The 22,601-nt window shown below is 63.2% G+C and carries 16 protein-coding genes; 7 read left to right on the top strand and 9 right to left on the bottom strand.

Annotation, left to right across the window (positions count from 1 at the left end; all coding sequences use genetic code 11):
- Positions 1-199: 199 nt before the first annotated feature.
- From FB597_RS00375 to FB597_RS00365, 3 genes are all read right to left on the bottom strand, one after another.
- A complete protein-coding gene (locus tag FB597_RS00375) occupies positions 200-1,396 on the bottom strand; it encodes an efflux RND transporter periplasmic adaptor subunit (RefSeq protein ID WP_144767546.1) in 1,197 nt (398 codons plus the stop codon).
- A gap of 89 nt (positions 1,397-1,485) precedes the next feature.
- The gene (gene mdoH / locus FB597_RS00370) at positions 1,486-4,101 is read right to left on the bottom strand and encodes a glucans biosynthesis glucosyltransferase MdoH (RefSeq protein WP_144767544.1); all 2,616 of its coding nucleotides are present in this window, start codon (positions 4,099-4,101) and stop codon (positions 1,486-1,488) included.
- Positions 4,074-5,690, bottom strand: a complete 1,617-nt coding sequence (locus tag FB597_RS00365) for a glucan biosynthesis protein G (protein WP_144767542.1) — start codon at positions 5,688-5,690, stop codon at positions 4,074-4,076. Before FB597_RS00365 ends, mdoH begins: the two co-directional genes overlap by 28 nt.
- Before the next feature lie 414 nt (positions 5,691-6,104).
- On the opposite strand from FB597_RS00365, the gene FB597_RS00360 reads away from it, so the two are divergent.
- Complete coding sequence (locus FB597_RS00360; protein WP_144767540.1) at positions 6,105-6,605, top strand: dihydrofolate reductase; 501 nt, start codon at positions 6,105-6,107, stop codon at positions 6,603-6,605.
- A 191-nt stretch (positions 6,606-6,796) separates the two neighbouring features.
- The gene (locus FB597_RS00355; RefSeq protein ID WP_141917318.1) at positions 6,797-9,061 is read left to right on the top strand and encodes an arginine/lysine/ornithine decarboxylase; all 2,265 of its coding nucleotides are present in this window, start codon (positions 6,797-6,799) and stop codon (positions 9,059-9,061) included.
- A gap of 131 nt (positions 9,062-9,192) precedes the next feature.
- Here the strand turns inward: FB597_RS00355 and FB597_RS00350 are convergent, their stop codons facing one another.
- Positions 9,193-9,723 carry a chromate transporter gene (locus FB597_RS00350; RefSeq protein WP_141917320.1) on the bottom strand — a complete coding sequence of 177 codons (531 nt, stop codon included), beginning with the start codon at positions 9,721-9,723 and terminating at the stop codon, positions 9,193-9,195.
- On the bottom strand, positions 9,720-10,418 hold the full coding sequence (locus FB597_RS00345; protein WP_144767538.1) for a chromate transporter: 699 nt from the start codon (positions 10,416-10,418) through the stop codon (positions 9,720-9,722). The genes FB597_RS00350 and FB597_RS00345 overlap by 4 nt, the downstream gene beginning before the upstream one ends.
- Before the next feature lie 109 nt (positions 10,419-10,527).
- On the opposite strand from FB597_RS00345, the gene FB597_RS00340 reads away from it, so the two are divergent.
- Positions 10,528-11,454, top strand: coding sequence for a LysR family transcriptional regulator (locus FB597_RS00340; RefSeq protein WP_144767536.1), 927 nt, complete (start codon positions 10,528-10,530; stop codon positions 11,452-11,454).
- Positions 11,455-11,755: 301 nt separating this feature from the next.
- Here FB597_RS00340 and dcd read toward each other — a convergent pair whose 3' ends face one another.
- The 4 genes from dcd to FB597_RS00320 all read right to left on the bottom strand — a co-directional run bounded on the left by dcd (position 11,756) and on the right by FB597_RS00320 (position 20,121).
- Complete coding sequence (gene dcd / locus FB597_RS00335; protein WP_144767534.1) at positions 11,756-12,325, bottom strand: dCTP deaminase; 570 nt, start codon at positions 12,323-12,325, stop codon at positions 11,756-11,758.
- Positions 12,326-12,437: 112 nt separating this feature from the next.
- A complete protein-coding gene (hrpA, locus tag FB597_RS00330; protein ID WP_144767532.1) occupies positions 12,438-16,460 on the bottom strand; it encodes an ATP-dependent RNA helicase HrpA in 4,023 nt (1,340 codons plus the stop codon).
- A 232-nt stretch (positions 16,461-16,692) separates the two neighbouring features.
- Entirely contained in the window at positions 16,693-17,139 is a 447-nt protein-coding gene (locus FB597_RS00325; protein WP_144767530.1) for a DUF2846 domain-containing protein, read from the bottom strand.
- Between the two features lie 519 nt (positions 17,140-17,658).
- Positions 17,659-20,121 (bottom strand): acyl-CoA dehydrogenase, encoded by a 2,463-nt coding sequence (locus FB597_RS00320; RefSeq protein ID WP_144767528.1) that lies wholly within the window; start codon positions 20,119-20,121, stop codon positions 17,659-17,661.
- 337 nt (positions 20,122-20,458) lie between these two features.
- On the opposite strand from FB597_RS00320, the gene FB597_RS00315 reads away from it, so the two are divergent.
- Genes FB597_RS00315 through FB597_RS00300 form a run of 4 tightly spaced genes read left to right on the top strand, consistent with a single transcriptional unit; the run spans position 20,459 to position 22,520 of the window.
- On the top strand, positions 20,459-21,346 hold the full coding sequence (locus FB597_RS00315) for a neutral zinc metallopeptidase (protein ID WP_144767526.1): 888 nt from the start codon (positions 20,459-20,461) through the stop codon (positions 21,344-21,346).
- 17 nt (positions 21,347-21,363) lie between these two features.
- Positions 21,364-21,648, top strand: coding sequence for a hypothetical protein (locus tag FB597_RS00310; protein WP_144767524.1), 285 nt, complete (start codon positions 21,364-21,366; stop codon positions 21,646-21,648).
- Between the two features lie 24 nt (positions 21,649-21,672).
- Complete coding sequence (locus tag FB597_RS00305; RefSeq protein WP_141911702.1) at positions 21,673-21,894, top strand: RNA-binding S4 domain-containing protein; 222 nt, start codon at positions 21,673-21,675, stop codon at positions 21,892-21,894.
- A 2-nt stretch (positions 21,895-21,896) separates the two neighbouring features.
- On the top strand, positions 21,897-22,520 hold the full coding sequence (locus FB597_RS00300) for a DUF924 family protein (protein WP_144767522.1): 624 nt from the start codon (positions 21,897-21,899) through the stop codon (positions 22,518-22,520).
- Positions 22,521-22,601: the final 81 nt, after the last annotated feature.

The following is a 22,601-nucleotide window of genomic DNA, read 5'->3' as shown; positions in this document are numbered from 1 at the left end:
TTTATTTGTGTTTGTGGAGTCCGGACTCCGTTCGCCCTGAGTCGCTGCGCAGCAGCGTATCGAAAGGCAGGCAAGGGCGCTAACGCTGATACGCTGGCTTCGATACAGCCCTGGCGGGCCTACTCAGCCCGAACGGATTCTGTAATGAGTGGTTCAGAATGCGCCTTAACGGAACGACATTACTGGCGTTGCACCATTTTTACAGCTTTGGCGCCGCAGGCACCAGTACCTGCTCCCCTTCCTTCAAACCCGATATCACTTGCGCACGTTCGCCATCGCGGATGCCGATCTTGATCTTGCGCGCTTCCAGCTTGCCGCCCTCCTGCACCACCTTCACGGTCTGGGTGCCGTCCATGCCGGGCTTGGCCACCAGCGACAGCGGGATGCTTAGCGCCTGTTCCACGCGCGCCAGCACGAAATAGACATCGGCGCTCATGCCGCTCATCAGTTCGCGGCTGGGGTTGACGACATCGAACAGGACGGTGTAGAACGCCTTCTTGCCCTGGCGGCCGGAGTCGTCGGTGGGCAGCAGCATGATCTGGCGCAGCTTGCCGCTCCAGCGCTTGCCGGGATAACCGGGCGTGGTGAAATAGGCGGTCATTCCCTTCTGCAAGCGCGTCACGTCTTCTTCGGCCACCGGCACCTGCACCGTCATGCGCGAGAGGTCGGCAATGCGCATGAGCACTTCCTGGTTGGCGCCCAGCATCTGGCCCACGCGCGCGTTCATGGTGACGATGGTGCCGCTCACCGGCGCCTCGATGCGGGTCTGCTTCTGGATCGCCTCGTCGTCCCTGATCGCGGCTTCGGTCTGCTGGATCTGGGCATTGGTGGCGTCCACCCGGGCCGCGGCCGAGTACATGTTCATGCGGCTGGATTCATACGACTCTTCGCGCGTGGCGTTCTCGGCCTTCAGCTGGGTCTGGCGCTGGAACTGCAGCTGGGCGAAGTCGAGCTGGGCATTCTGCCCCGCCAGCTCCGCCTTCAGGCGCGCCAACTGGGCACGGTTGTTTTCGATGCGGCTGTTCTGCACGGCCGGCGACACCGTCACCAGCAGCTTGCCGGCCTTGACCGTCTCGCCGATGGCGACATCCACATCGGCGATCTGGCCGGCCACCTTGGAGCCGACATCCACATAGGTTTGCACCACCACATTGCCGGTGGCATTGACCACTTGCTCGATGTCGGCCTTCTCGACCCTGACCGTCTCCAGCTTGACCGGCACCGCCCGGGGCGGTTGCGGCGCCTGGCGGTGCTGCCAGAAGGCAATCCCGCCAGCCACCAGCACCGCCAGGATGGCGCCGCCCAATAGCGCCTCGCGCTTGCCGCGTGCGCGGCCGGCGCCGGCCGGCAGCGGCGCCGGGGTGGCTTGCGGAAAGTCGTCGCGTTGCTCGGTCATGTCGATTGCGTGTGCCAGAACTCGTTTCAGAAAAAGATCACGGCCGGATTACCGCCCGGCCGCCGTGCGCCCTCGTGCGCCGCCCGCGCTCAGGCAGCGGCCGCCCGCGGCGGCGAAGCGATCGCCGCCAGCCAGTCGGCATGCACGTGCGGCGCCCCGCTCCATACCGCCTGGTGCAACTGCGACAGCAATTGCGGCTCTTCGAGCAAGCTGTTCTTCTGCTTGTCGCTGAGCGCATCCGGACCGTCTTTGAGCGCCGTGCGCACCAGCTGCTCGCGCAGGTGCCGCGTCAACTGCGGCGCTCCGGGATGCGCATGCGCGGTAGCGCAGACCAGGGCGTTGAACGCGGGATCGACAACGGCATCGACGAAGCCCGGCAGTTCAGGGGTCTCATTCAGATGACGCACGGTTTCGCGCAGCTCGAACGGCGGATCGGTCTCTTCCGGAATCTTGAACAGGCCGGCGCGGCGGAAACCGCGGCCGAAGGATACCCGTGAAGACAGCACCGAGGTCGGTATCGAAATCGCCAGCGAACCGGCGATCGGCAGCAGCCACCAGATGAAGGAGGGGTTGAGCCAATAGACCAGCGCACCCCAGGCCAGGCCCAGCAGCGAGTGCCAGCCGTGGCGGCGCAGCGCTTCGCCCCAGCCGGTTTCATTGTCGGCGCGCGGCGGCGATTTCCAGCCGACCGCCCAGCCGAGGAAGGCGCCCAGCACGAAGCGCGTGTGGAACAGCATGCGCACCGGCGCCAGCACCATCGAGAACAGCAGTTCGATCACCATGCTGGCAAACAACGCCAGCACGCCGCCGAAGCCGCGCGCGCCCTTCACCGCAAACAGCAGCACCGCCAGGATCTTGGGCAGGAACAGGATGGTCGCGGTGGCCGACACCAGCGCCAGCGCTTTCTCGGGATGCCATTCGGGCCAGATCGGATAAAGCTGGCGCGGCTCGACGAAATAGGTCGGGTCGATCAGCGTATGGGCGGCCAGCAGCAAGGTCGACAGCAGCAGGAACAGCCCCCACAACGGCGCCGACACATAGGCCATGACGCCGGTGACGAACACCGCGCGGTGCACGACATGCATGCCGCGCGCCAGGAACAGGCGGAAGTTCATCAGGTTGCCCTGGCACCAGCGGCGGTCGCGGCTGAGCTCGTCGAGCAGGTTGGGCGGCATTTCTTCATAGCTGCCGTCGAGGTCGTAGGCGATCCACACCGACCAGCCGGCGCGGCGCATCAGCGAGGCTTCGACGAAGTCGTGCGACATGATCGGGCCGGACAGGTTGCCCTTGCCCGGCAGCGGCGCCAGCGCGCAATGCTTCATGAAGGGCTGCAGGCGGATGATGGCGTTGTGCCCCCAGAAGTGCGACTCGCCCAGTTGCCAGTAGTGCAGGCCGGCCGTGAACAGCGGGCCGTACACGCGCGTGGAGAACTGCTGGATGCGCGCGTACAGCGTCTCGCGCCCGGCTGCGCGCGGCGCGGTCTGGATGATGCCGGCGCCGGGATGCTCTTCCATCAGGCGGGTGAGCTTGGTGAGGCAATCACCGGTCATCACGCTGTCGGCATCGAGCACCACCATGTAACGGTAGTCGGCGCCCCAGCGCCGGCAGAAGTCGTCCAGGTTGCCGCTCTTGCGCTTGACGCGGCGGCGGCGGTGGCGATAGAAGATGCGGCCGAAGCCGCCGGTCTCGCGGCACAAGTCCGCCCAGGCGGCGGTCTCGGCGGCGCAGATGTCGGCCTGGCCGCTGTCGGAGAGCACGAAGAAATCGAAATGCCGGATCTGCCCGGTGCGCTCCAGCGACTCATAGGTGGCCCGCAGGCCGGCGAACACGCGCGCCACGTCTTCATTGCAGATGGGCATGACGATCGCGGTGCGGGCTTCCGGAGCGATCTCCTTGTTGCCCGCCTTCTCGTGCGAGATCAGGTATTTGTCATCGCCGCGCATCAGGACCAGAAAGCCCGTCATGGCGGTCCAGAAACCGGCCGACACCCACAGGAACAGCAGCGCGAACAGTCCCAGCACCAGCATCTCCAGCGGCTTGGTGCCGTGGTAGGGCAGCACGTCGCTCATGAAGTAGGTGGCCATCGAGGTCTGCAGCACCATCAGCACCAGCAGCGTGATGCGGCGCACGTTGCCGGTATGCTGCCAGTGGCCCTTCGGGTCCGGCGCATCGGAACTGTCGAGGTGGTCCTCGACGTAATGCGGCTCGTCGTCGGGTACGGCTTCGGCGGCCGCCTTGGCCTTCTTGCCCCGGCGCCAGCGGCTGGGACGGCGCTCCAGCCGGCGGTTTTCCTCTTCCACCCAGCGGGTGAAGGGATTGAGCTCGCCCCAGGGGCGCGGCACCATCGATTTGCGGTTCAGCGGCGGCGCCACGGCAATATGCGACTGCCCGCGGTCGCTGCCGATCGGCGGCACGCTGCCCTCGGCATCTGCGGCGGCCGGATCTGCGGCGGCTGGATACATCAGGCGCAGGCGCGCATCGACCGAGGCTTGCGCCATCGCGGGAGAGGCCTGGACATCCCGCCCGGCAGCATCGGCCAGCACGCGGTGCAGGTCGGCCACCGGATCGCCGGAGCCCAGCTCGCCCGCCCGTTGCGCCAGTTCGCGGCGCTGCTCAGGCGACAACGGCAGGCGCGCGAGATAGTCCTCAAGCGCCCGGGATGCCGCCGACGTCTGCCTTAGTTGGGGGGTAATATGTAGCTCCACGTTTCTGACAAGGTTGCGCCGCCGTTGGCATTGCGCAGGAAACCGCGCAGCTCGACTGGCTTGTTATCTTCCACCCGGCGCAGCTTGACTTCGATGCGCCAGCCGCCGGTCATGTCGTTCTTGCGCGTGTTCACGCTCACGATCTTGCCGTTGGCATCGGCCTCCACCACGCCCTCGACGCGGGCGTTGGCGGCCAGTTTCTTCAGCGCGGCGCCGTCGAAGTCGATGGCCAGGGCCTGGGAATCGTCCTGCTTGCCGTCTATCCTGGGACGGTAGCCGTGGCCGAAGCGGGTCTGGGTGACCCAAGCCAGCGGCGGACGCTTCTCATTTTCCTTTTGCCACAGCAAGCGGTATTCCACATTCATCGGCTGGCCGACCTTGGGCATGTTGTTCGGTACCCAGTAGGCCACGATGTTGTCGTTGGTTTCGTCCGGCGTGGGGATCTGCACCAGCTCCACCCGGCCCGAACCCCACTTGCCCTTGGGTTCGACCCAGGCGCTGGGGCGCGCCTGGTAGTTGTAGTCCAGGTCCTGGTAGCTGGAGAATTCGCGGTCGCGCTGCATCAGGCCGAAGCCCAGCGGGTTGTCGAACGAGAATGAGGTCACCAGCAGGCGCTTGGGATTGACCAGCGGACGCCACAGCCATTCGCCGGTGCCCGACTGCATCGACAGGCCGTCCGAATCGTGCACCTTGGGACGGAAATCGTCGCCCGGACCCGGCTGGTTCTCGCCGAACAGGAACATGCTGGTCAGCGGCGCAATGCCCAGCTTGGTCACGTTGGCGCGCAGGTAGATCTGCGCCTTCACGTCCATCGCGGTATCGGCGCCGGGCTTGAGCACAAAGCGATAGGCGCCGGTGGCGCGCGGCGAGTCCAGCAGCGCATACACCGTCAGCTCGCGGCTGTCGGCCGAGGGACGCTCCAGCCAGAACTCGGTGAAGCGCGGGAATTCCTCGCCGGAATACAAGGCGGTGTCGATCGCCAGCCCGCGCGCGGACAGGCCGTAACCTTGCCCCTTGCCCATGGCGCGGAAATAGCTCGCGCCGTGGAAAGTCAGCACGTCATCCTTGACCTTGGCCGAGTTGACGGGGAAGCGGATACGGAAGCCCGCGAAACCGATATTGCGCAGCCCGCGCGGATCGATATTGCGGTTGGCGCTGTAATCGAACAATGCCGGGCTGAAATTGATCTCGCGCACCGCGCCGCCGACCACCTCGTTGACCCTGACCGGCTCGTTGAACCTGCCGCCCAGGTGGATGAAGGAAAGCTCGAACGGCAACTTCTGCGCGCGCCAGTACGATTTCTCGGCGCGGAAGTGGATCTGGTTCGCCTGCTCGTAGCTCAGGTCCTTGATCGACTTGGGCAGGCTGTCGGAGGGTTTCTTGTACGATTTGGCGGCCAGGGCCTTGGCGCGCGCGGCCACCGTATTGAAATCGAAGGCGAAGGCCGCCGAATGGACCGCCAGCAAGCCGGCAACCGTTGCCGGGATGACAAGGCGACGCCACCATGCCGGCCTTGCGGCGCGGCGCAGAAACGAGCCCGGCACAGGCCATTTGATGAACTTGAACGACATTATTGTTTTGTCTGACATGCAATCTTCTGGTTGAAATGCTTCCGGCCCGCGGCAGCCGTACGCCGCGACCGGCCCGGAAAGCAAGGCGCTAGTTTACCCAAATGTTGCGTGAATTGTTCGGCCGATGGCCCGAACCCGGCATTTGCCGGGGATATTGCCATCAAGTAATCCGATATAGCCATACCGGACCGGATGGCCATGTTGCCGGACCGGATCCGCCGCCCTGTTCCATCGGTTCCGCGCTGCCGGCGCAGCATTTTCGGCACTATCCCATATAAGGGCGGCGGCGCCACAGAAAGTTCCGTAGTGCAGCATGGCTCCTGTAACATGACGGGTTCGGCAGGCGGCAGCCGATCTTCCCGATCCGCGGCCGCGCCTGTTTGCCGCTTATTCATTGCTTAGTCATCCATCTGATCTGAACAGCACACGCGTATGTCTTCTTCCTCCGCAGCGGGCAACCTGACCATCGTCGTTGCCACCGACCGCAACAACGGCATCGGCATCAACAACACCCTGCCCTGGCACCTGCCGGAAGACCTGGCGCACTTCAAGCGCACCACTTCGGGCCACGCCATCCTGATGGGCCGCAAGACCTTCGAGTCGATCGGACGGCCGCTGCCCAACCGTCGCAATATCGTCATCACGCGCAATGCAGGCTGGCAACATGCCGGCGTGGAAACCGCCGCCTCGCTGCCGGAAGCGGCCGCGCTGGCCGGCGACGGCCCCGCCTTCATCATCGGCGGCGCGCAAATCTATGCCGAAGCGCTGCCGCTGGTGAACCGCCTGATCGTCACCCGTATCGAGCAAACCTTCGACTGCGACGCCTTTTTCCCCGCGCTCGATCCGCAAATCTGGCAAGAAACCGCGCGCGAGCAACATCGCGCCGAAACTTCCGGATTTGACTACGCGTTTGTGACATACGAAAGACGCTGAGCGGGCGCGCCGGCCGCTGTTGCTTTTTTCCGTTTTTTGCTTAATATGCGCACCTCTTTTGCGCATATCTGCGACAATCCGCTTTCTTTTTTGGCGCGCAAGCTTTCCGCCCAGGCGCAGTTTCTTTTTGCCCTTCTGAACGCATGCCGCCCCTCCATGGCGTCTCCTGCGTTCAAGCCCTGGAGAACACCATGAAATTCCGTTTCCCCATCGTCATCATCGACGAAGACTTCCGCTCCGAAAACACCTCCGGCCTCGGCATCCGCGCGCTGGCCGACGCCATCCAGGCCGAAGGCATGGAAGTGCTGGGCGTGACCAGCTATGGCGACCTGGCCCAGTTCGCGCAGCAGCAGTCGCGCGCCTCGGCCTTCATCCTGTCGATCGACGACGAGGAACTGGGCGCCGGCTCCGACGAGGAAACCGATTTCGCGCTCAAGGCCCTGCGCGCCTTCGTCGGCGAAATCCGCCACAAGAACGCCGACATCCCCATCTACCTGTACGGTGAAACCCGCACCTCGCGCCACATCCCCAACGATGTGCTGCGCGAGCTGCACGGCTTCATCCACATGTTCGAAGACACGCCCGAATTCGTGGCCCGCCACATCATCCGCGAAGCCAAGTCCTACCTCGACGGCCTGGCGCCGCCGTTCTTCCGCGCGCTGGTCGACTACGCGCAGGACGGCTCCTACTCCTGGCACTGTCCCGGCCACTCGGGCGGCGTGGCTTTCCTGAAGTCGCCGGTGGGCCAGATGTTCCACCAGTTCTTCGGCGAGAACATGCTGCGCGCCGACGTCTGCAACGCCGTCGAAGAACTCGGCCAGCTGCTGGACCACACCGGCCCGGTGGCCAACTCCGAACGCAACGCCGCGCGCATCTTCAACGCCGACCACTGCTACTTCGTCACCAACGGCACCTCGACCTCCAACAAAATGGTCTGGCACTCCACCGTGGCGCCGGGCGACATCGTGGTGGTCGACCGCAACTGCCACAAGTCGATCCTGCACTCGATCATCATGACCGGCGCGATCCCCGTGTTCCTGATGCCGACCCGCAACCACCTCGGCATCATCGGCCCGATCCCGCTGGAAGAGTTCACGCTGGAAAGCATCGCCAAGAAGATCGAAGCCAACCCCTTCGCCCGCGAAGCCAAGAACAAGAAGCCGCGCATCCTGACCATCACGCAGTCGACCTACGACGGCGTGGTGTACAACGTCGAGACCCTCAAGCAGATGCTCGACGGCGAGATCGACACCCTGCACTTCGACGAAGCCTGGCTGCCGCACGCCACCTTCCACGACTTCTACAAGGACATGCACGCCATCGGCAAGGACCGCCCGCGCGCCAAGAAGTCGATGATCTTCTCGACCCAGTCGACCCACAAGCTGCTGGCCGGCCTGTCGCAGGCTTCGCAGATCCTGGTGCGCGAATCGGAAACCGTGCAACTGGACCAGGACGCCTTCAACGAGGCCTTCCTGATGCATACCTCGACCTCGCCGCAATACTCCATCATCGCCTCCTGCGACGTCGCCGCGGCCATGATGGAAGCGCCGGGCGGCACCGCGCTGGTGGAAGAAAGCATCCTGGAGGCGCTGGACTTCCGCCGCGCCATGAAGAAGATCGACCAGGAGTTCGGCCTCGACTGGTGGTTCCAGGTGTGGGGCCCCAACAGCTTCTCCACCGACGGCATCGGCGAGCGCGAAGACTGGGTCATCAAGGCCGAAGACGACTGGCACGGCTTCGGCAACCTGGCGCCGGGCTTCAACATGCTCGACCCGATCAAGGCGACCATCGTCAACCCCGGCCTGTCGCTCGACGGCCAGTTCGGCGAGACCGGCATCCCGGCCTCGATCGTGACCAAGTACCTGGCCGAACACGGCGTCATCGTCGAAAAGTGCGGCCTGTATTCGTTCTTCATCATGTTCACCATCGGCATCACCAAGGGCCGCTGGAACACGCTGGTCACCGCCTTGCAGCAGTTCAAGGACGACTACGACAAGAACCAGCCGATCTGGCGCATCCTGCCCGAGTTCGCCGCCGCCAACCAGGGCCGCAACGCACGCTACGAGCGCCTCGGCCTGCGCGACCTGTGCCAGCAGATCCACGAGACCTACAAGGCCTACGACGTCGCGCGCCTGACCACCGAAATGTACCTGTCGGACATGCAGCCGGCCATGAAGCCCTCGGACGCCTTCGCCAAGATGGCGCACCGCGAGATCGACCGCGTGCCGCTGGACGAGCTGGAAGGCCGCGTCACCTCGATCCTGCTGACGCCTTACCCGCCGGGCATTCCCCTGCTGATCCCAGGCGAGCGCTTCAACAAGACCATCGTCGACTACCTGAAATTCGCACGCGATTTCAACGAGAAATTCCCCGGCTTCGAAACCGACGTGCACGGCCTGGTCAAGCGCGAAGTCAATGGCAAGCGCGACTACTTTGTAGATTGCGTGAAACAGTAAGACCCGATGCGCCAGGCCTCCTGGCCCGCGCTGCGGAAAAGACAAAGCCGATACCGTGCGCCGGTATCGGCTTTGTCTTTGATGGTTCTATTTTGATGGTTCTAATAATAAGAACCTGTTCAAACAGGTTCTTAGAACGAACCGAGATAGAAATACCCAGCCAGCGCGCCGCCGAACAGCAGCCACAACGGATGGATCTTGGTCTTCAACGCGATGACGGCGGTGGCGGCGGTGATCGCGGCCAGGAAACCATGGGTGATCGAGGCTTGGGCGATCAGCAAGGCGCTGGCCGCCACCAGCCCGCCGGTCACCGGCAACAGGCCGGCCTGCACATGGCGGCGCCACGGCTTGTCCTTGAAACGCTCCCACATGTGCAGCATGATGATGGTGATCAGCGAAGACGGGCCGAACTTGGCGAAGGTGGTCACCAGCATGCCCCAGAAGCCGGCCACGTGCCAGCCGACCAGGGTCACCACCATCAGGTTGGGGCCGGGAGCGGCCTGGCCCAGCGCGAACAGCGCGCTGAAGTCTTCGGCCGACATCCAGTGATGAACCTCCACCACCTGGCGCTGCATCTCCGGCAGGATGGTGTTGCCGCCGCCGAAAGCCAGCACCGAGAGCTGGGTCATGATGACAGCCAACGCAATCAGGGTCTGGCTCATTTCGCGCCCTCCTTCGCTGTTTCCTTGCCCACGGTTGCCTTCTCCACCGCAACTTGCGGCTTGGCGGAGAATCTGTCGCCGTAGCGCGCCGTCAGCAGCACGCTGATGGGCGTCATCACCAGCATCACCCACAGCAGCGGAATCCGCAAGAAAGCGATCGCCACGAAGCAGACGATGGCCACCGCCGCCAGCACCAGGTTCTTGCGCAGCGGCAGCGCGATCTTCACCGCCATCTGGATCAGCAGGCCGGCCGCCGCCGCGGCCAGACCGGCGAACAGGTGCTTGACGTTGGGATCGTGCTGGTAATGCTGGTAGATGATGCCCAGCACCACCACCACCGCCGAGGGTACCGCGATCAGCCCGAAGATCGCCGCCAGCGCGCCCTTGACGCCGCGGAATTTCATGCCCAGCGCCACCGACAGGTTGATGATGTTGCCGCCCGGCAGAAACTGGCACAGGCCAAGCAATTCCACGAATTCGGCTTCGGACAGCCAGCGCCGGCGCTCGACCACCATCCGGTGCGCCAGCGGCAGCGCGCCGCCGAAAGCGGTCATGCCCAGGCCGAGGAAGCCCAGGAACAGTTCTTTGGAAGTGGGTGGGGTGAAGCCTGCCGTTTGTCCACCCTGCGCATTGTGCGCATCGGGTGCATCGGTTACGGCCGCGGCGTTGGCCTGGGTATGTTTGGAAGTGCTCATGTTCATCTCGCAATGCTGCTGCGGCGCCATTGCCGCACGAATGAAAGGCTACTCCCGGGGAGGGTTTTTGTCTAATATATGTCAGATACTCAATCCATATTTAACCGATATGTCACCACACATCGATTTGCGCCTGCTGCGCTACTTCATCGCCGTGGCCGAAGAGGGCCACCTGACCAAGGCCGCCCAGCGCATCGGCATCCAGCAACCGCCGTTGTCGCAGCAAATCCGCGTGCTGGAGAAAGAACTCGGCGTGACCTTGTTCAACCGCATGCCGCGCGGCATGGAACTGACCGAAAGCGGCGCCGCCCTGCTGGACGATGCGCGCGCCATCCTGGCGCAGGTGGATGCCACGGTGGCCGGTGTGCGCCGCATCGCCCAAGGCAAGATGGGGCGCATCGCGGTCGGCTTTACCGAATCGGCGTCGCTGCACCCGTTCGTGCCGGCCGTGATCCGCGCCTTCCGCGCCGCGGCGCCGGATGTAGCGCTGACGGTGGAAGAAACCAACACCGCCGAGCTGGTCGAGGCGATCCGCAAGAAGCAGCTGGACCTGGCCTTCGTGCGCTCCCCGGTGGGCGACGCCACCGGCATCGTGATGGAAACCGTGCTGGTCGAAGAAATGGTGGCCGCCCTCCCCGCCGATCATCGACTGGCAGGCAAGGGCCACAAGAAGAGCATCGCGCTGTCGGCACTGGCCGACGAATCCTTCATCATGACGCGCCGCCCCAGCGGCCCCGGCCTGTACGACACCATCATCGCCGCCTGTCGCAGCGCCGGCTTCAGCCCGCGCGTGACGCAGGAGGCGCGCAAGAACCTGTCGACGCTGAGCCTGGTCGCAGCCGGCCTGGGGGTCGCGGTGATTCCGGCATCGATGATGCACGTCAGCGCCGAAGGCGTGACCTATCTCAAGCTCAACGATGCGCCGGCGCTGAAGGCGCCCCTGCACCTGGCCTACCGCGAAGGAGAAATCGGCGGTGCGGTGGCGCTGATGCGCAGCGAAGCCCTGAAGCTGAGCGCGGCGCAGAAAAAACGCTAGCCTGGGGACGCCGCTGAAACGACAAAGGCCTCCAAGCGGTATAACGCCGTTCAGTCAAGGCTAATTCTGAGGTATTCATCAGAGCCCGTTCGGGCTGAGTAGGCCCGCCAGGGCCGTATCGAAGCCAGCGCGTCAGCGTGCCAGCATTCCCGGTCTTGCCTGCCCTTCGATACGCTGCTGCGCAGCTACTCAGGGCGAACGGAGTCTGGACTGCACAAACAAAAATGCCGTTCAGCGCTTAACTGAACGGCATTACTCCAAGCGGAGGCCCTTTCCTGACCCTGATTGCCCAATCGGACGTTCAGGTCTTGGGCAGCGTCACGCCATGCTGGCCCTGGTACTTGCCGCCGCGATCCTTGTACGAGGTTTCGCAGATTTCATCGCTCTCGAAGAACAGCACCTGCGCGCAGCCTTCGCCGGCGTAGATCTTGGCTGGCAGCGGCGTCGTGTTGGAGAACTCCAGCGTGACGTAACCTTCCCACTCCGGCTCAAAAGGCGTGACGTTGACGATGATGCCGCAGCGCGCGTATGTCGACTTGCCCAGGCAGATCGTCAGCACGCTGCGCGGGATGCGGAAGTACTCGACGGTGCGCGCCAGCGCGAAGGAATTCGGCGGGATGATGCAGACATCGCCCTTGAAGTCCACGAAGGACTTCTCGTCGAAGTTCTTGGGATCGACGATGGTGGAATTGATGTTGGTGAAAATCTTGAATTCGTTGGCGCAACGGATATCGTAGCCATACGACGACGTACCATAAGACACGATCTTGGCGCCATCGGCGGAGGTGCGGATCTGGCCCGGCTCAAAGGGCTCGATCATGCCCTGCTGCTCGGCCATGCGGCGGATCCACTTATCTGACTTGATAGACATGGTGTTTTGACAATCTCTGAAGATGCGCAATTTTACGCGAAAATGGACGGCAAACCGCTAAAAGCCTGCTTCGGCCCCAGTCCATCTGTTTTTCCACAACAACCAACCCGATTCAGCGCTGCATGCTCTCCCACACCTTCTGCAATCGCTTGACCGACACCGGCATCGGCGTCTTCAGCTCCTGCGCATAGAGCGATACGCGCAACTCTTCCAGCATCCAGCGGAATTCGGTCATCTTGGGGTCGGCGCGTCCGGCGCGCTCTTTCAGGCCGCGCTGGTAAGGCAGCGCCACCTGGTTCCATTCGGCCAGCAGGCGCGTATCGCGCGCAGGGTCGGCGCGCAACTTGTCCAGCCGTACGTTGATAGCCTTCAGGTAGCGTGGATAGTGCGTCAGGTTGGCGTAGTCGGTCTCGGCCACGAAACGCTTGCCGACCAGCTGCGCAAGCTGCGACTGGATATCGGCCGCCGCCTGGGCATGCGCCTTGATGCCCTGCAGCTTCTTGGGCAGCGAGTGGTACTCCGCCAGGATCTGGCCGGCCAGGCGCGCGATTTCATTGACCAGCAAGCCCAGGCGCGCCTTGCCTTCCTCCTTGCGCTTGTTGAACTCGTCGGCATTCTTCGGCAACGGGTCTTGCAGGAAGGCGCGCTCCAGGCCTGCATTGAGGATCTGGTCGCGCAATTCCTCCTGCGTTCCCAACGCCATGAACTGCATGCCCATCTGCTGCAGGCCGGGAATGTTCTTTTCCAGGTACTTCAGCTGTTCCTTCATCTGCAACGCGAACAGGCGGCGCAGGCCTGCATAGTGGAAGCGCGCCGCTTCGGCCGGGTCGTCGAACACTTCCAGGTCGCAATGCGTCTTGCGGTCCACCAGCGCCGGGAAGCCGATCAGCGTCTGCGCCTGCTTGCCGGTGCCGCGCGTGATTTCCAGTAGTTCAGGCAATTCGCCGAAGCTCCAGCCGGTCAGGTTGCTGTACTCGCCGGATGAAACAGACGCGGCAGCGGCGGACGGCTTGGCTGCGGCACCTTGTGCCGGCTTTGCAGATTGCGGTACGTCGTTGCCCTCGTCCTCGTCGCGCGGCGCAATCGCCACCTGCTCGGCCAGCTTCTGGAACTGCTGGCGCGCCTGGCCGCCGAATTCGGCCTGCAGGGCGGCGAGATTTCGGCCCATCTCCAGCTGGCGGCCATGCTCGTCGACGATCTTGAAATTCATCGCATGGTGCGCCGGCAGCGTCTCCTGCTTGAAGTCGCTGGGCTTGACCAGGATGGTGATCTGCTCGCGGATGTCGGCGATGATGGCATCGATCAGGTTGCCGCGGCCGAAGATCTTGCGCTCTTCCATGCGCTCGCAGAACTTGGCCGCATAATCCGGCAGCGGCACGCAGTGGCGGCGCAGCTTTTGCGGCAGCGATTTCAGCAGCAGATGCACCTTTTCCTTCAACATGCCCGGCACCAGCCATTCGCAGCGGTCGGCCGACACCTGGTTGAGCGCATACAGCGGCACGGTCAGCGTCACGCCATCACGCGTGGCGCCCGGCTCGAAATGGTAGGACAGCGCCATCGCGATGCCGGCCACGTTCATGGTCTTGGGGAACAGCTCGGTGGTAACGCCAGCCGCTTCGTGGCGCATCAGGTCGTCGCGGTTCAGGTACAGCAGCTTGGGATCGGCGGCGGTGGCCTGCTTGTGCCACTTCTCGAAATCGACGCCATTGCAGATCCCGGCCGGGATCAGCTTGTCGTAGAAGGCGATGATCAGTTCATCGTCCACCAGCACGTCCAGGCGGCGCGACTTGTGTTCCAGGTTCTCGATCTCGCGCACCAGCTTCTGGTTGTGCGCGAAGAACGGCGCCCGGGTATCGAAATCGCCGCCCACCAGCCCGTCGCGGATGAAGATCTCGCGCGCCTCGTCCGGGTTGATGTTGCCGTAATTGATGCGGCGCTGGCTGTACACCACCAGGCCGTACAAGGTGGCGCGCTCGGAAGCGGTGACCTGCGCGGCACGCTTTTCCCAGCGCGGTTCGCCCCAGGATTTCTTCAGCAGGTGGCCGCCGATCTTTTCCAGCCATTCCGGCTGGATATTGGCCACGCAGCGCGCATACAGGCGCGCGGTATCGACCAGCTCGGCCGCCATCACCCAGCGGCCCGGCTTCTTGGTCAGGTGCGAACCCGGCCAGATATTGAATTTGATGCCGCGCGCGCCCAGGTATTGGGCATCGTCTTCCGACTTGAAACCGATGTTGCCGAGCAAGCCCGTCAGCAACGCCAGATGCAACTGGTCATATGTCGCCGGCGCTTCGTTGAGGCGCCAGCCCTGTTCCTTGACGATGGTCAGCAACTGCGAATGGACATCGCGCCATTCGCGCAAGCGCAACTGCGAGAGGAAGTTCTCGCGGCAATGTTCCTGCAGCTGGCGATTGGACTTCTTGTGCGCGATGGCGTCTTCGAACCACTTCCAGATCTTGAGGTAACTGGCGAATTCGGACTTCTCATCGGCGAATTTCTTGTGCGCGTTGTCGGCCGCGTTCTGCGCGTCCATGGGCCGGTCGCGCGGGTCCTGCACCGACAGTGCGGCGGCAATGACCAGCAGTTCGGTCAGGCAGGCGTTGTCGCGCGCGGCCAGGATCATGCGGCCCACGCGCGGGTCCAGCGGCAACTTGGCGAGCTGCTTGCCCAGCGGCGTCAGGCGGTTGACGCCATCCTGCTCTTCCACCGCGCCCAGTTCCTGCAGCAACTGGTAGCCGTCGGCAATCGCGCGGCCCAGCGGCGGCTCGATGAAGGGGAAAGTTTCGACATCGGTCAGGTGCAGCGACTTCATCCGCAGGATGACCGAAGCCAGCGAAGAACGCAGGATTTCCGGCTCGGTGAACCTGGGGCGCTGCAGGAAATCCTGTTCGTCGTACAGGCGGATGCACACGCCCGCCGCCACCCGGCCGCAACGGCCGGCGCGCTGGTTGGCGGCCGACTGCGCCACCGGCTCGATCTGCAATTGTTCGACCTTGTTGCGGTAGCTGTAGCGCTTCACACGCGCCAGCCCGGCATCGACCACATAACGGATGCCCGGCACCGTCAGCGAAGTCTCGGCGACGTTGGTCGCCAGCACGATGCGGCGCGCGTTGCTGGTCTTGAAGACGCGTTCCTGCTCCTGCGCCGACAGGCGCGCGAATAGCGGCAAGATCTCCACATGCGGCGGATGGTGCTTGCGCAGCGCCTCGGCGGCATCGCGGATCTCGCGCTCGCCGGGCAGGAACACCAGCACGTCGCCGGAACCGATGCGCGCCAGTTCGTCGACCGCATCCACCACCGCATCCATCAGGTCGCGCTGCTCGCGGTCTTTCTGCGCCTGCGATGCCCGGCCTTCGGCGCGGGCGCGCGCCTGCGCCACCTCGGCGCTGACCTGATTGGCGCCGCTGCGGTCGGCATTGTCGATCGGACGGTAACGGATCTCCACCGGATACAAACGGCCGGAGACCTCGATCACCGGCGCCGGCACGATCTCGGGACCCTGCGCGCCGTTGACTTCGCGGCCGAAGTGGCGGGCGAAGCGGTCGGCGTCGATGGTCGCCGAGGTGATAATCACCTTCAGGTCGGGACGCTTGGGCAACAACTGCTTCAGGTAACCGAGCAGGAAATCGATGTTGAGGCTACGTTCATGCGCCTCGTCGATGATGATGGTGTCGTACTGGCGCAAGAGCGGATCGGTCTGGGTCTCGGCCAGCAGGATGCCGTCGGTCATCAGCTTGATCCAGGCCCCCTTGGACAAGGTGTCATTGAAACGCACCTTGTAGCCGACCAGTTCGCCCGGCGGCGAATTCAACTCCTGCGCAATGCGCTTGGCAGTCGACGAAGCCGCGATACGGCGCGGCTGCGTGTGGCCGATCAGCCCTTTTTCACCGCGCCCGAGCTCCAGGCAGATCTTGGGAAGCTGGGTAGTCTTGCCGGAACCGGTCTCGCCGCTGACGATGATGACCTGGTGCCGCCGCAGCGCCTCGGCGATTTCATGGCGGCGGCCGGAAACCGGCAATTCCTCCGGGAACGTGACCGGCGGCAAGGGATTGCGCACGGCAGGCGGAACATCGGGGCGGGCCGCCCGTGGCGGCTTGCCGGAAGGGGCTGGAGTGGAAGGCTTGGTAACGGACATGAGGCCGACATTATACCTGTGGGCGCTCCTTCGAAGCCCACAGGCAGGGCTCTATCGCTTGTTCTCTTCAGGCTGCAGGAACGTCACCTCGGCTTATTAAGCAAGATAAGAACATCCCCCTCCCAATATGCACAGCGCCAAACTGAAGAATGTGTACTAAGCAATCAGGTTACCGGCAACATTGCCATAGGAGCAATACGGCTCAGCACAGTGGCCGCCGACCTTGAACCGGTTACTTTGCGGCCTGAGGTGCCGCCAACTTGCTCTCCAGCACCCCCTTCTTACCCACATCTTCACTGACGAGATGCAGTTTGGTGCGTGCATCGAGCATGCCCATCTTGATTTCCTGCCAGATGAAATAGAGTTTTCCCGCAACAACGTCGAAGCTCAAACTATCAGTATTTTCGGCTGTCGATGTAACGGTATGTTTGCCAGGTTCAACCTCTGTATAGAAGTAAGTTTTCGCCGCCGTTTGGCCCAGATACTTCCCATCCATGTTGACATTAATCTTCTTTGCGGAACCAAGATTTTCATTACGATAAATATAAACGCCCGCAACATCCGGCTTGGCAACAAACGTTTTCGCAGCCGCATCCTGATGCGGCTCTCCCATCGGAACTGAAGCACAGCCGACGAGTGCCAATGCAATTAGCGCAATACCCAAATAGCGTTGCAACATACTCTCTCCTAACCATCCGTATTAGTAAATGAATGCGTCATGTCTCCGCGATCAAATCACAATGTTCGATCGGGCATAACTGACGGAAGAAGAGTAGCAATCCCCTGCATGAAAATTAGTTATAACGCTCACTTATTCCGGTTATCAGTAAATCCTTTAAGAATCTTTCCAAGAAAATTACCATCGGCGCTATAGGTTGGCTAGGCCGCTGCCGTGCCATCGGCCATCATGATCTTCCCCAAAAATTCTGAACAGAAATTAATGTTGTGTTTTGAGCGTCTCTTGGATTAGATCTGCCATGACTGGAAGACGGCGATAACCAGTTTTCTATCCTCTACTCTGATCGCTTCGTGTGGCCGGCTCTTTTATTACTAACCAGCCTTGAACACGGAAACTCTGACACTCCCACCGAGCCGCCCCCGGCGCTCCCCTCCGACCGGAGAGACAACTCCATAAAGCCAGGGAACCAGAACGCAGCAAGACCAAACTAACCAATCAACAAACCAACAAACACCCTCATCAAGGCAACCGCCCCAATATCTCATTACGATCCAAATCCGCAGAAAAATCATCCACCTGCACACTCAAATCACCCTCACGAGCAAACTCATCCAACACCGCCTTCTCCTGCTCGCTGATGAACCCGCGCTCAAGCGCAACCGCATTCCATCCCATCATCTCAATCAAGCTCTGCGGCATGGCCGGCAACTCCCCATCCTTGACCACCTGCTTCAAGCGCTGCTCAAGCTGCTGCACCACCGGCGTCAGCGCAAACGCCCTCTCCCCGCAAGCCAGCGGATCGTCGCCCCGCGGCAGATACGCATCCGAAACCAGCCGGTCCCGGCTCGCCCCCGGCTTCTGCATGGCCTTGGCCACCAGCGTCCCCAAGGCATCCGACGGCTTGCGGTAAATCAGCCCGATCGGAAAGATCGCCAGCCGCAAGCCGAAAGCCACCCACGGATTGGGAAAGTTATGCAGCACGTCGACGATCGCCTCCTGCGCCCGATGCAAGGCATCCTGCACCGACCATTCGACATAGGGCAGGTCGTCTTCCTGCCGCCCCTCATCCTCATAGCGCTTGAGCGTGGCCGAGACAAGATAGAGCTGCGACAGCACATCCCCCAGCCGCCCCGAAATGCGCTCGCGGAACTTGAGCGACCCGCCCAGCACCGCCATGCCGGCATCGGCCAGCAAGGCGAACGCCGACGACAGATGAACCACGGAGCGGTAATAGCGCCGGGTCTGGCGCGCCGCGTACCCGGTCGACGGCAACAGCCAGCCGCAACTGATGCCGCCGACGAAAGCGCGCGCCTTGTTGGCGGCGACGAAAGACAGGTGCGAGAACAGCAGCTTGTCGAACTCCTGCACGGCCCGTTCGTGGTTGTCGTCCGCCGCCACCGCCATCTCCTTGAGCACATAGGGATGGCAACGGATCGCCCCCTGGCCGAAAATGATCAGGCAGCGCGTCAGGATGTTGGCGCCTTCGACCGTGATGGCGATGGGGATCTGCTGGTACACGCGCGCCAGGAAGTTGCCCGGCCCCATGCAGATGCCCTTGCCGCCGATCACGTCCATGCCGTCGTTGACGATGATGCGGCCGCGCTCGGTCACATGGTATTTGGAGATGGCCGAAATCACCGACGGCTTCTCCCCCGCATCCACCGCCGAGGCCGAAAGCCGGCGCGTGGCGTCGATCATGTACAGGTGGCCGCCCATGCGCGCCAATGCCTCCTGCACGCCCTCGAACTTGCCGATCTCGATCCTGAACTGGCGGCGCATCGCGGCATAGGCGCTGGTGCCGCGCACCGCCAGCTTGGAAAAGCCGACGCTGGAAGATGGCAGCGAGATGGCCCGCCCCGCCGCCAGGCATTCCATCAGCATGCGCCAGCCGCGGCCGACCTGGACGATGCCGCCGATCACCCATTCCATGGGAATGAACACATCGCTGCCTTGCGTCGGACCGTTCTGGAATACCGCATTCAACGGCCAATGGCGGCGGCCGATCACCACGCCCGGATGGCCGGTGGGAATCAGCGCGCAAGTGATGCCCGGTTCGGGATTGTCGCCCAGCAGGCCGTCCGGATCGCGCGCGCGAAAGGCCAGCCCCAGCACGGTCGCCACCGGCGCCAGCGTAATGTAGCGCTTGCTCCAGCTCACCCTGAAGCCAAGCGTCTCGCGGCCCTCGTGCATGCCCTTGCAAACGATGCCGATATCGGGAATGGCGGCGGCGTCCGATCCCGCATACGGGCTGGTCAGCGCGAAACACGGGATTTCCTGGCCGGTCGCCAGGCGCGGCAGGTAATGGTTCTTTTGCGCTTCGGTACCGTAATGCAGCAATAGTTCGGCCGGCCCCAGCGAATTGGGCACCATCACCGAGATCGCCGCCGCCGAACTGCGCGAAGCCAGCTTCATCACCACCTGCGAATGCATGTAGGCGGAGAACTGCTTGCCGCCGTGTTGCCTGGGGATGATCATCCCGAGAAAGCCCTTGTCCTTGATGAATTGCCAGGCCTCGGGCGGGATGTCCTGGTGCTTCACGGTACTGTCCCAGTCGCTCACCATGGCGCACAGGCGCTCGACCTCATCGTCCATGAAGGCCTGCTCTTCGGCCGTCAAGCGCGGCGGCGGGATTTCGAACAGGCGGCGCCAGTCCGGCTTGCCGGAAAACAGCTCGGCATCCCACCAGACCGTGCCGGCTTCGATGGCATCGCGCTCGGTGGACGACATGCCGGGCATGATCTTGCGGAAGGCATCCAATGCCGGACGACTGATCAGCGCCTGGCGCACCGAGACCATCGCCACCAGCACGGTCGGCGTGAACAGCAGGATCGCCAGCAACACCATCACCGGCAGTTCGACGTCGGCCAGGGAACCGCCCAGCCAGATCCAGACAGCCTCGGCCAGCAGCCACATCCATGCATTGGCGCGCGCCATCATCAATACCAGGCAGCCGGCCAGCAAAATGATGAGCCATAAGATCATGTCAAGCCTCCAGTTCTGTTTATTGTTCGAAAGGCGGCAGCACGGCTGCAACACCATACCAATCGCATACCTATCACATACCCATCGCCGATTGCACGCTGCTTTATAGTCCCACCAAATTGCCTTGCTGGAAAGATTTTCCGTTTTTACCCTGCAACATACCGCGCCGCATCGGGCCTGGGCAATCGGACATCATCGCCACCGCGCCGTCAGACAAAACCGACAAGGCGGCGCGGGATCGCAACGCATCCCGCCAAGTTCAGCCGCGCGGCCGCGCCGTCCATTACAATCCCTGCATTGCATGCAAACGCGGCACAGGAACGAAAAAGGAAACATCATGAAATGGGAAGGCAACCGCGAAAGCGACAACGTTGAAGACCGCCGCGGCGATGGCGGCGGGGGCGGAGGCGGCCTGCCTTTCGGCGGCCGCTCGATCGGGCTGGGCACGGTGGCGGTGGCGCTGGTGGCGTCCTATTTCCTCGGCATCAACCCGCTGACGATGCTGGATATGCTCTCCGGGGGCGGCGGCCAGGCGCCGCTGCAACAACAGCAGCAGGCGCCGGCCCACAAACCGCCGCCGGAAGACCAGATGGCGCGCTTCGTCTCGACCGTGCTGGCCGATACCGAAGACACCTGGGGGCCGTTGTTCGCCGCCAGCGGCAAGCAATACGTCCGTCCCAAGCTGGTGCTGTTCTCCGGCCGTACAGCGACCGCCTGCGGCACCGGCCAGACCGCCACCGGCCCCTTCTACTGTCCGGGCGACCAGAAGGTCTACATCGACCTGTCCTTCTATGAGCTGATGAAGCAGCGCTTCAAGGTCTCGGGCAACTTCGCCCAGGCCTATGTCATCGCGCACGAGGTCGGCCATCACGTACAGCACCTGCTGGGCATTTCCGACAAGGTCGACGCCGCCCGCCGCAATGCGACGGAAAAGCAGGCCAACGCCATGTCGGTGCGGCTGGAACTGCAGGCCGACTGCTTCGCCGGCGTCTGGGCCTACCACGCCAACCAGGCGCGCCACATCATCGAAGACGGCGACATCGAGGAAGCCCTCAACGCCGCCTCGGCCATTGGCGACGATGCCCTGCAGCGCCAGGCGCGCGGCGAAGTCGTGCCGGATTCCTTCACCCACGGCACCTCGGCCCAGCGCGTGGCATGGTTCAAGCGCGGCATCACCGAAGGCCAGGTCAGCGCCTGCAACACCTTCGCCGCGAAGCAGCTTTAAAAAAACAGACAAAAAACATGCCCAACCACCTCAACCAGAACCTCGACGCCATGCGCGCCGCGCTGCGCCAATTGCAGGACGGCGAGATCGGCGTCGCCGCCCTGTGCGCCGCCTGGCGCGCCGAGGGCGCCGTGCTGGCGGCGCTGCCGCCGCGCTACGAACAAGTCGCCGAAGACCTGCTCGGCCGCCTCGAAGCCGGCAGCCTGTTTACCGAAGAAAGCTGCTCGTTCAGCCAGCACGACCTGATCGACAGCCTCAACACCTGGCTTGATAAAGCTACCCATACTCTGGCGCCGGCCTGATGCTGCGCCGCTGAAAGAATCACCATGCAAAAAATCACCTTCCCGCTGCAAGGCCATCCCCATGTGGAACTGAACCAGTTGCTGAAACTGTGCGGCCTGTGCGACAGCGGCGGCGCCGGCAAGCAACTGGTGGCCGATGGCCGCGTCAAGGTCAACGGCAAACCCGAGTCGCGCAAGACCTGCAAGATCACCGCCGGCCAGAAAGTGGCGCTGGGCGACGTCCAGATCAGCGTGGTCGAAGCATGAGCATGGCCGCGACATCGCAGCAGCAGGCCGAAGCCGTCCTCGACTTCTGGTTCGGCCCCGGTTTCGCGCAGGCCCCCGCCGCCGAAGTGGCCGCACGCCAGAAAGCACTCTGGTGGAGCAAGAATCCCGACATCGACGCCGACTGCCGCAACCGCTTCGAACCGTTGCTCCAAGAGGCTGCAGCCAACCGGCTGGCCGACTGGGCCGACGCGCCGCGCTCGATGCTGGCGCTGATCGTGCTGCTGGACCAGTTTCCCCGCAACATCTACCGCGATACCGCGCAGGCATTCGCCTTCGATGAACTGGCGCGCCAGTACAGCCACCTGGCGCTGGCGACGGGGCTGGACCAGCAATTGCCGGCCATCGCCCGGGTGTTCGTCTACCTGCCGCTGGAACATTCGGAAGACATCGACGACCAGCAATACGCGCTGGAGCTGTTTCGCGCGCTGGCCAGGCAGGCCGGCGCCGCCGACCGCAAAACCTTCGACGGCTTTGCCGACTATGCGAAGCGGCACCATCAGGTGATCGAACGCTTCGGCCGCTTCCCGCACCGGAACAAGCTGCTCGGGCGCGCCTCCAGCGCCGAGGAAAGCGCCTTCCTGCAACAACCCGGTTCCTCGTTCTGAAATTCGATCCGGCCAATGAAGTAGTTCGATAGCGCCGCAAAAATAAGCGCCTTCCATGCGAAGGCGCTTTTTCTTTCCCTA

It is taken from the genome of Herbaspirillum sp. SJZ099 (genome assembly GCF_007828355.1).
Classification (GTDB): domain Bacteria; phylum Pseudomonadota; class Gammaproteobacteria; order Burkholderiales; family Burkholderiaceae_D; genus Herbaspirillum.
The sequence above is the reverse complement of the archived record's forward strand: the minus strand, read 5'-3'. Positions and strand labels throughout refer to the sequence as shown.

Coding starts and splice junctions, on each gene's coding strand:
- FB597_RS00375 (WP_144767546.1), bottom strand. CDS start 1,396: ATGACCGAGCAACGCGACGACTTTCCGCAAGCCACCCCGGCGCCGCTG.
- FB597_RS00305 (WP_141911702.1), top strand. CDS start 21,673: ATGCAAAAAATCACCTTCCCGCTGCAAGGCCATCCCCATGTGGAACTG.
- FB597_RS00325 (WP_144767530.1), bottom strand. CDS start 17,139: ATGTTGCAACGCTATTTGGGTATTGCGCTAATTGCATTGGCACTCGTC.
- FB597_RS00365 (WP_144767542.1), bottom strand. CDS start 5,690: ATGTCAGACAAAACAATAATGTCGTTCAAGTTCATCAAATGGCCTGTG.
- FB597_RS00360 (WP_144767540.1), top strand. CDS start 6,105: ATGTCTTCTTCCTCCGCAGCGGGCAACCTGACCATCGTCGTTGCCACC.
- FB597_RS00350 (WP_141917320.1), bottom strand. CDS start 9,723: ATGAGCCAGACCCTGATTGCGTTGGCTGTCATCATGACCCAGCTCTCG.
- FB597_RS00310 (WP_144767524.1), top strand. CDS start 21,364: ATGCCCAACCACCTCAACCAGAACCTCGACGCCATGCGCGCCGCGCTG.
- FB597_RS00315 (WP_144767526.1), top strand. CDS start 20,459: ATGAAATGGGAAGGCAACCGCGAAAGCGACAACGTTGAAGACCGCCGC.
- FB597_RS00345 (WP_144767538.1), bottom strand. CDS start 10,418: ATGAGCACTTCCAAACATACCCAGGCCAACGCCGCGGCCGTAACCGAT.
- FB597_RS00320 (WP_144767528.1), bottom strand. CDS start 20,121: ATGATCTTATGGCTCATCATTTTGCTGGCCGGCTGCCTGGTATTGATG.
- FB597_RS00355 (WP_141917318.1), top strand. CDS start 6,797: ATGAAATTCCGTTTCCCCATCGTCATCATCGACGAAGACTTCCGCTCC.
- FB597_RS00300 (WP_144767522.1), top strand. CDS start 21,897: ATGGCCGCGACATCGCAGCAGCAGGCCGAAGCCGTCCTCGACTTCTGG.
- FB597_RS00340 (WP_144767536.1), top strand. CDS start 10,528: ATGTCACCACACATCGATTTGCGCCTGCTGCGCTACTTCATCGCCGTG.
- dcd (WP_144767534.1), bottom strand. CDS start 12,325: ATGTCTATCAAGTCAGATAAGTGGATCCGCCGCATGGCCGAGCAGCAG.
- hrpA (WP_144767532.1), bottom strand. CDS start 16,460: ATGTCCGTTACCAAGCCTTCCACTCCAGCCCCTTCCGGCAAGCCGCCA.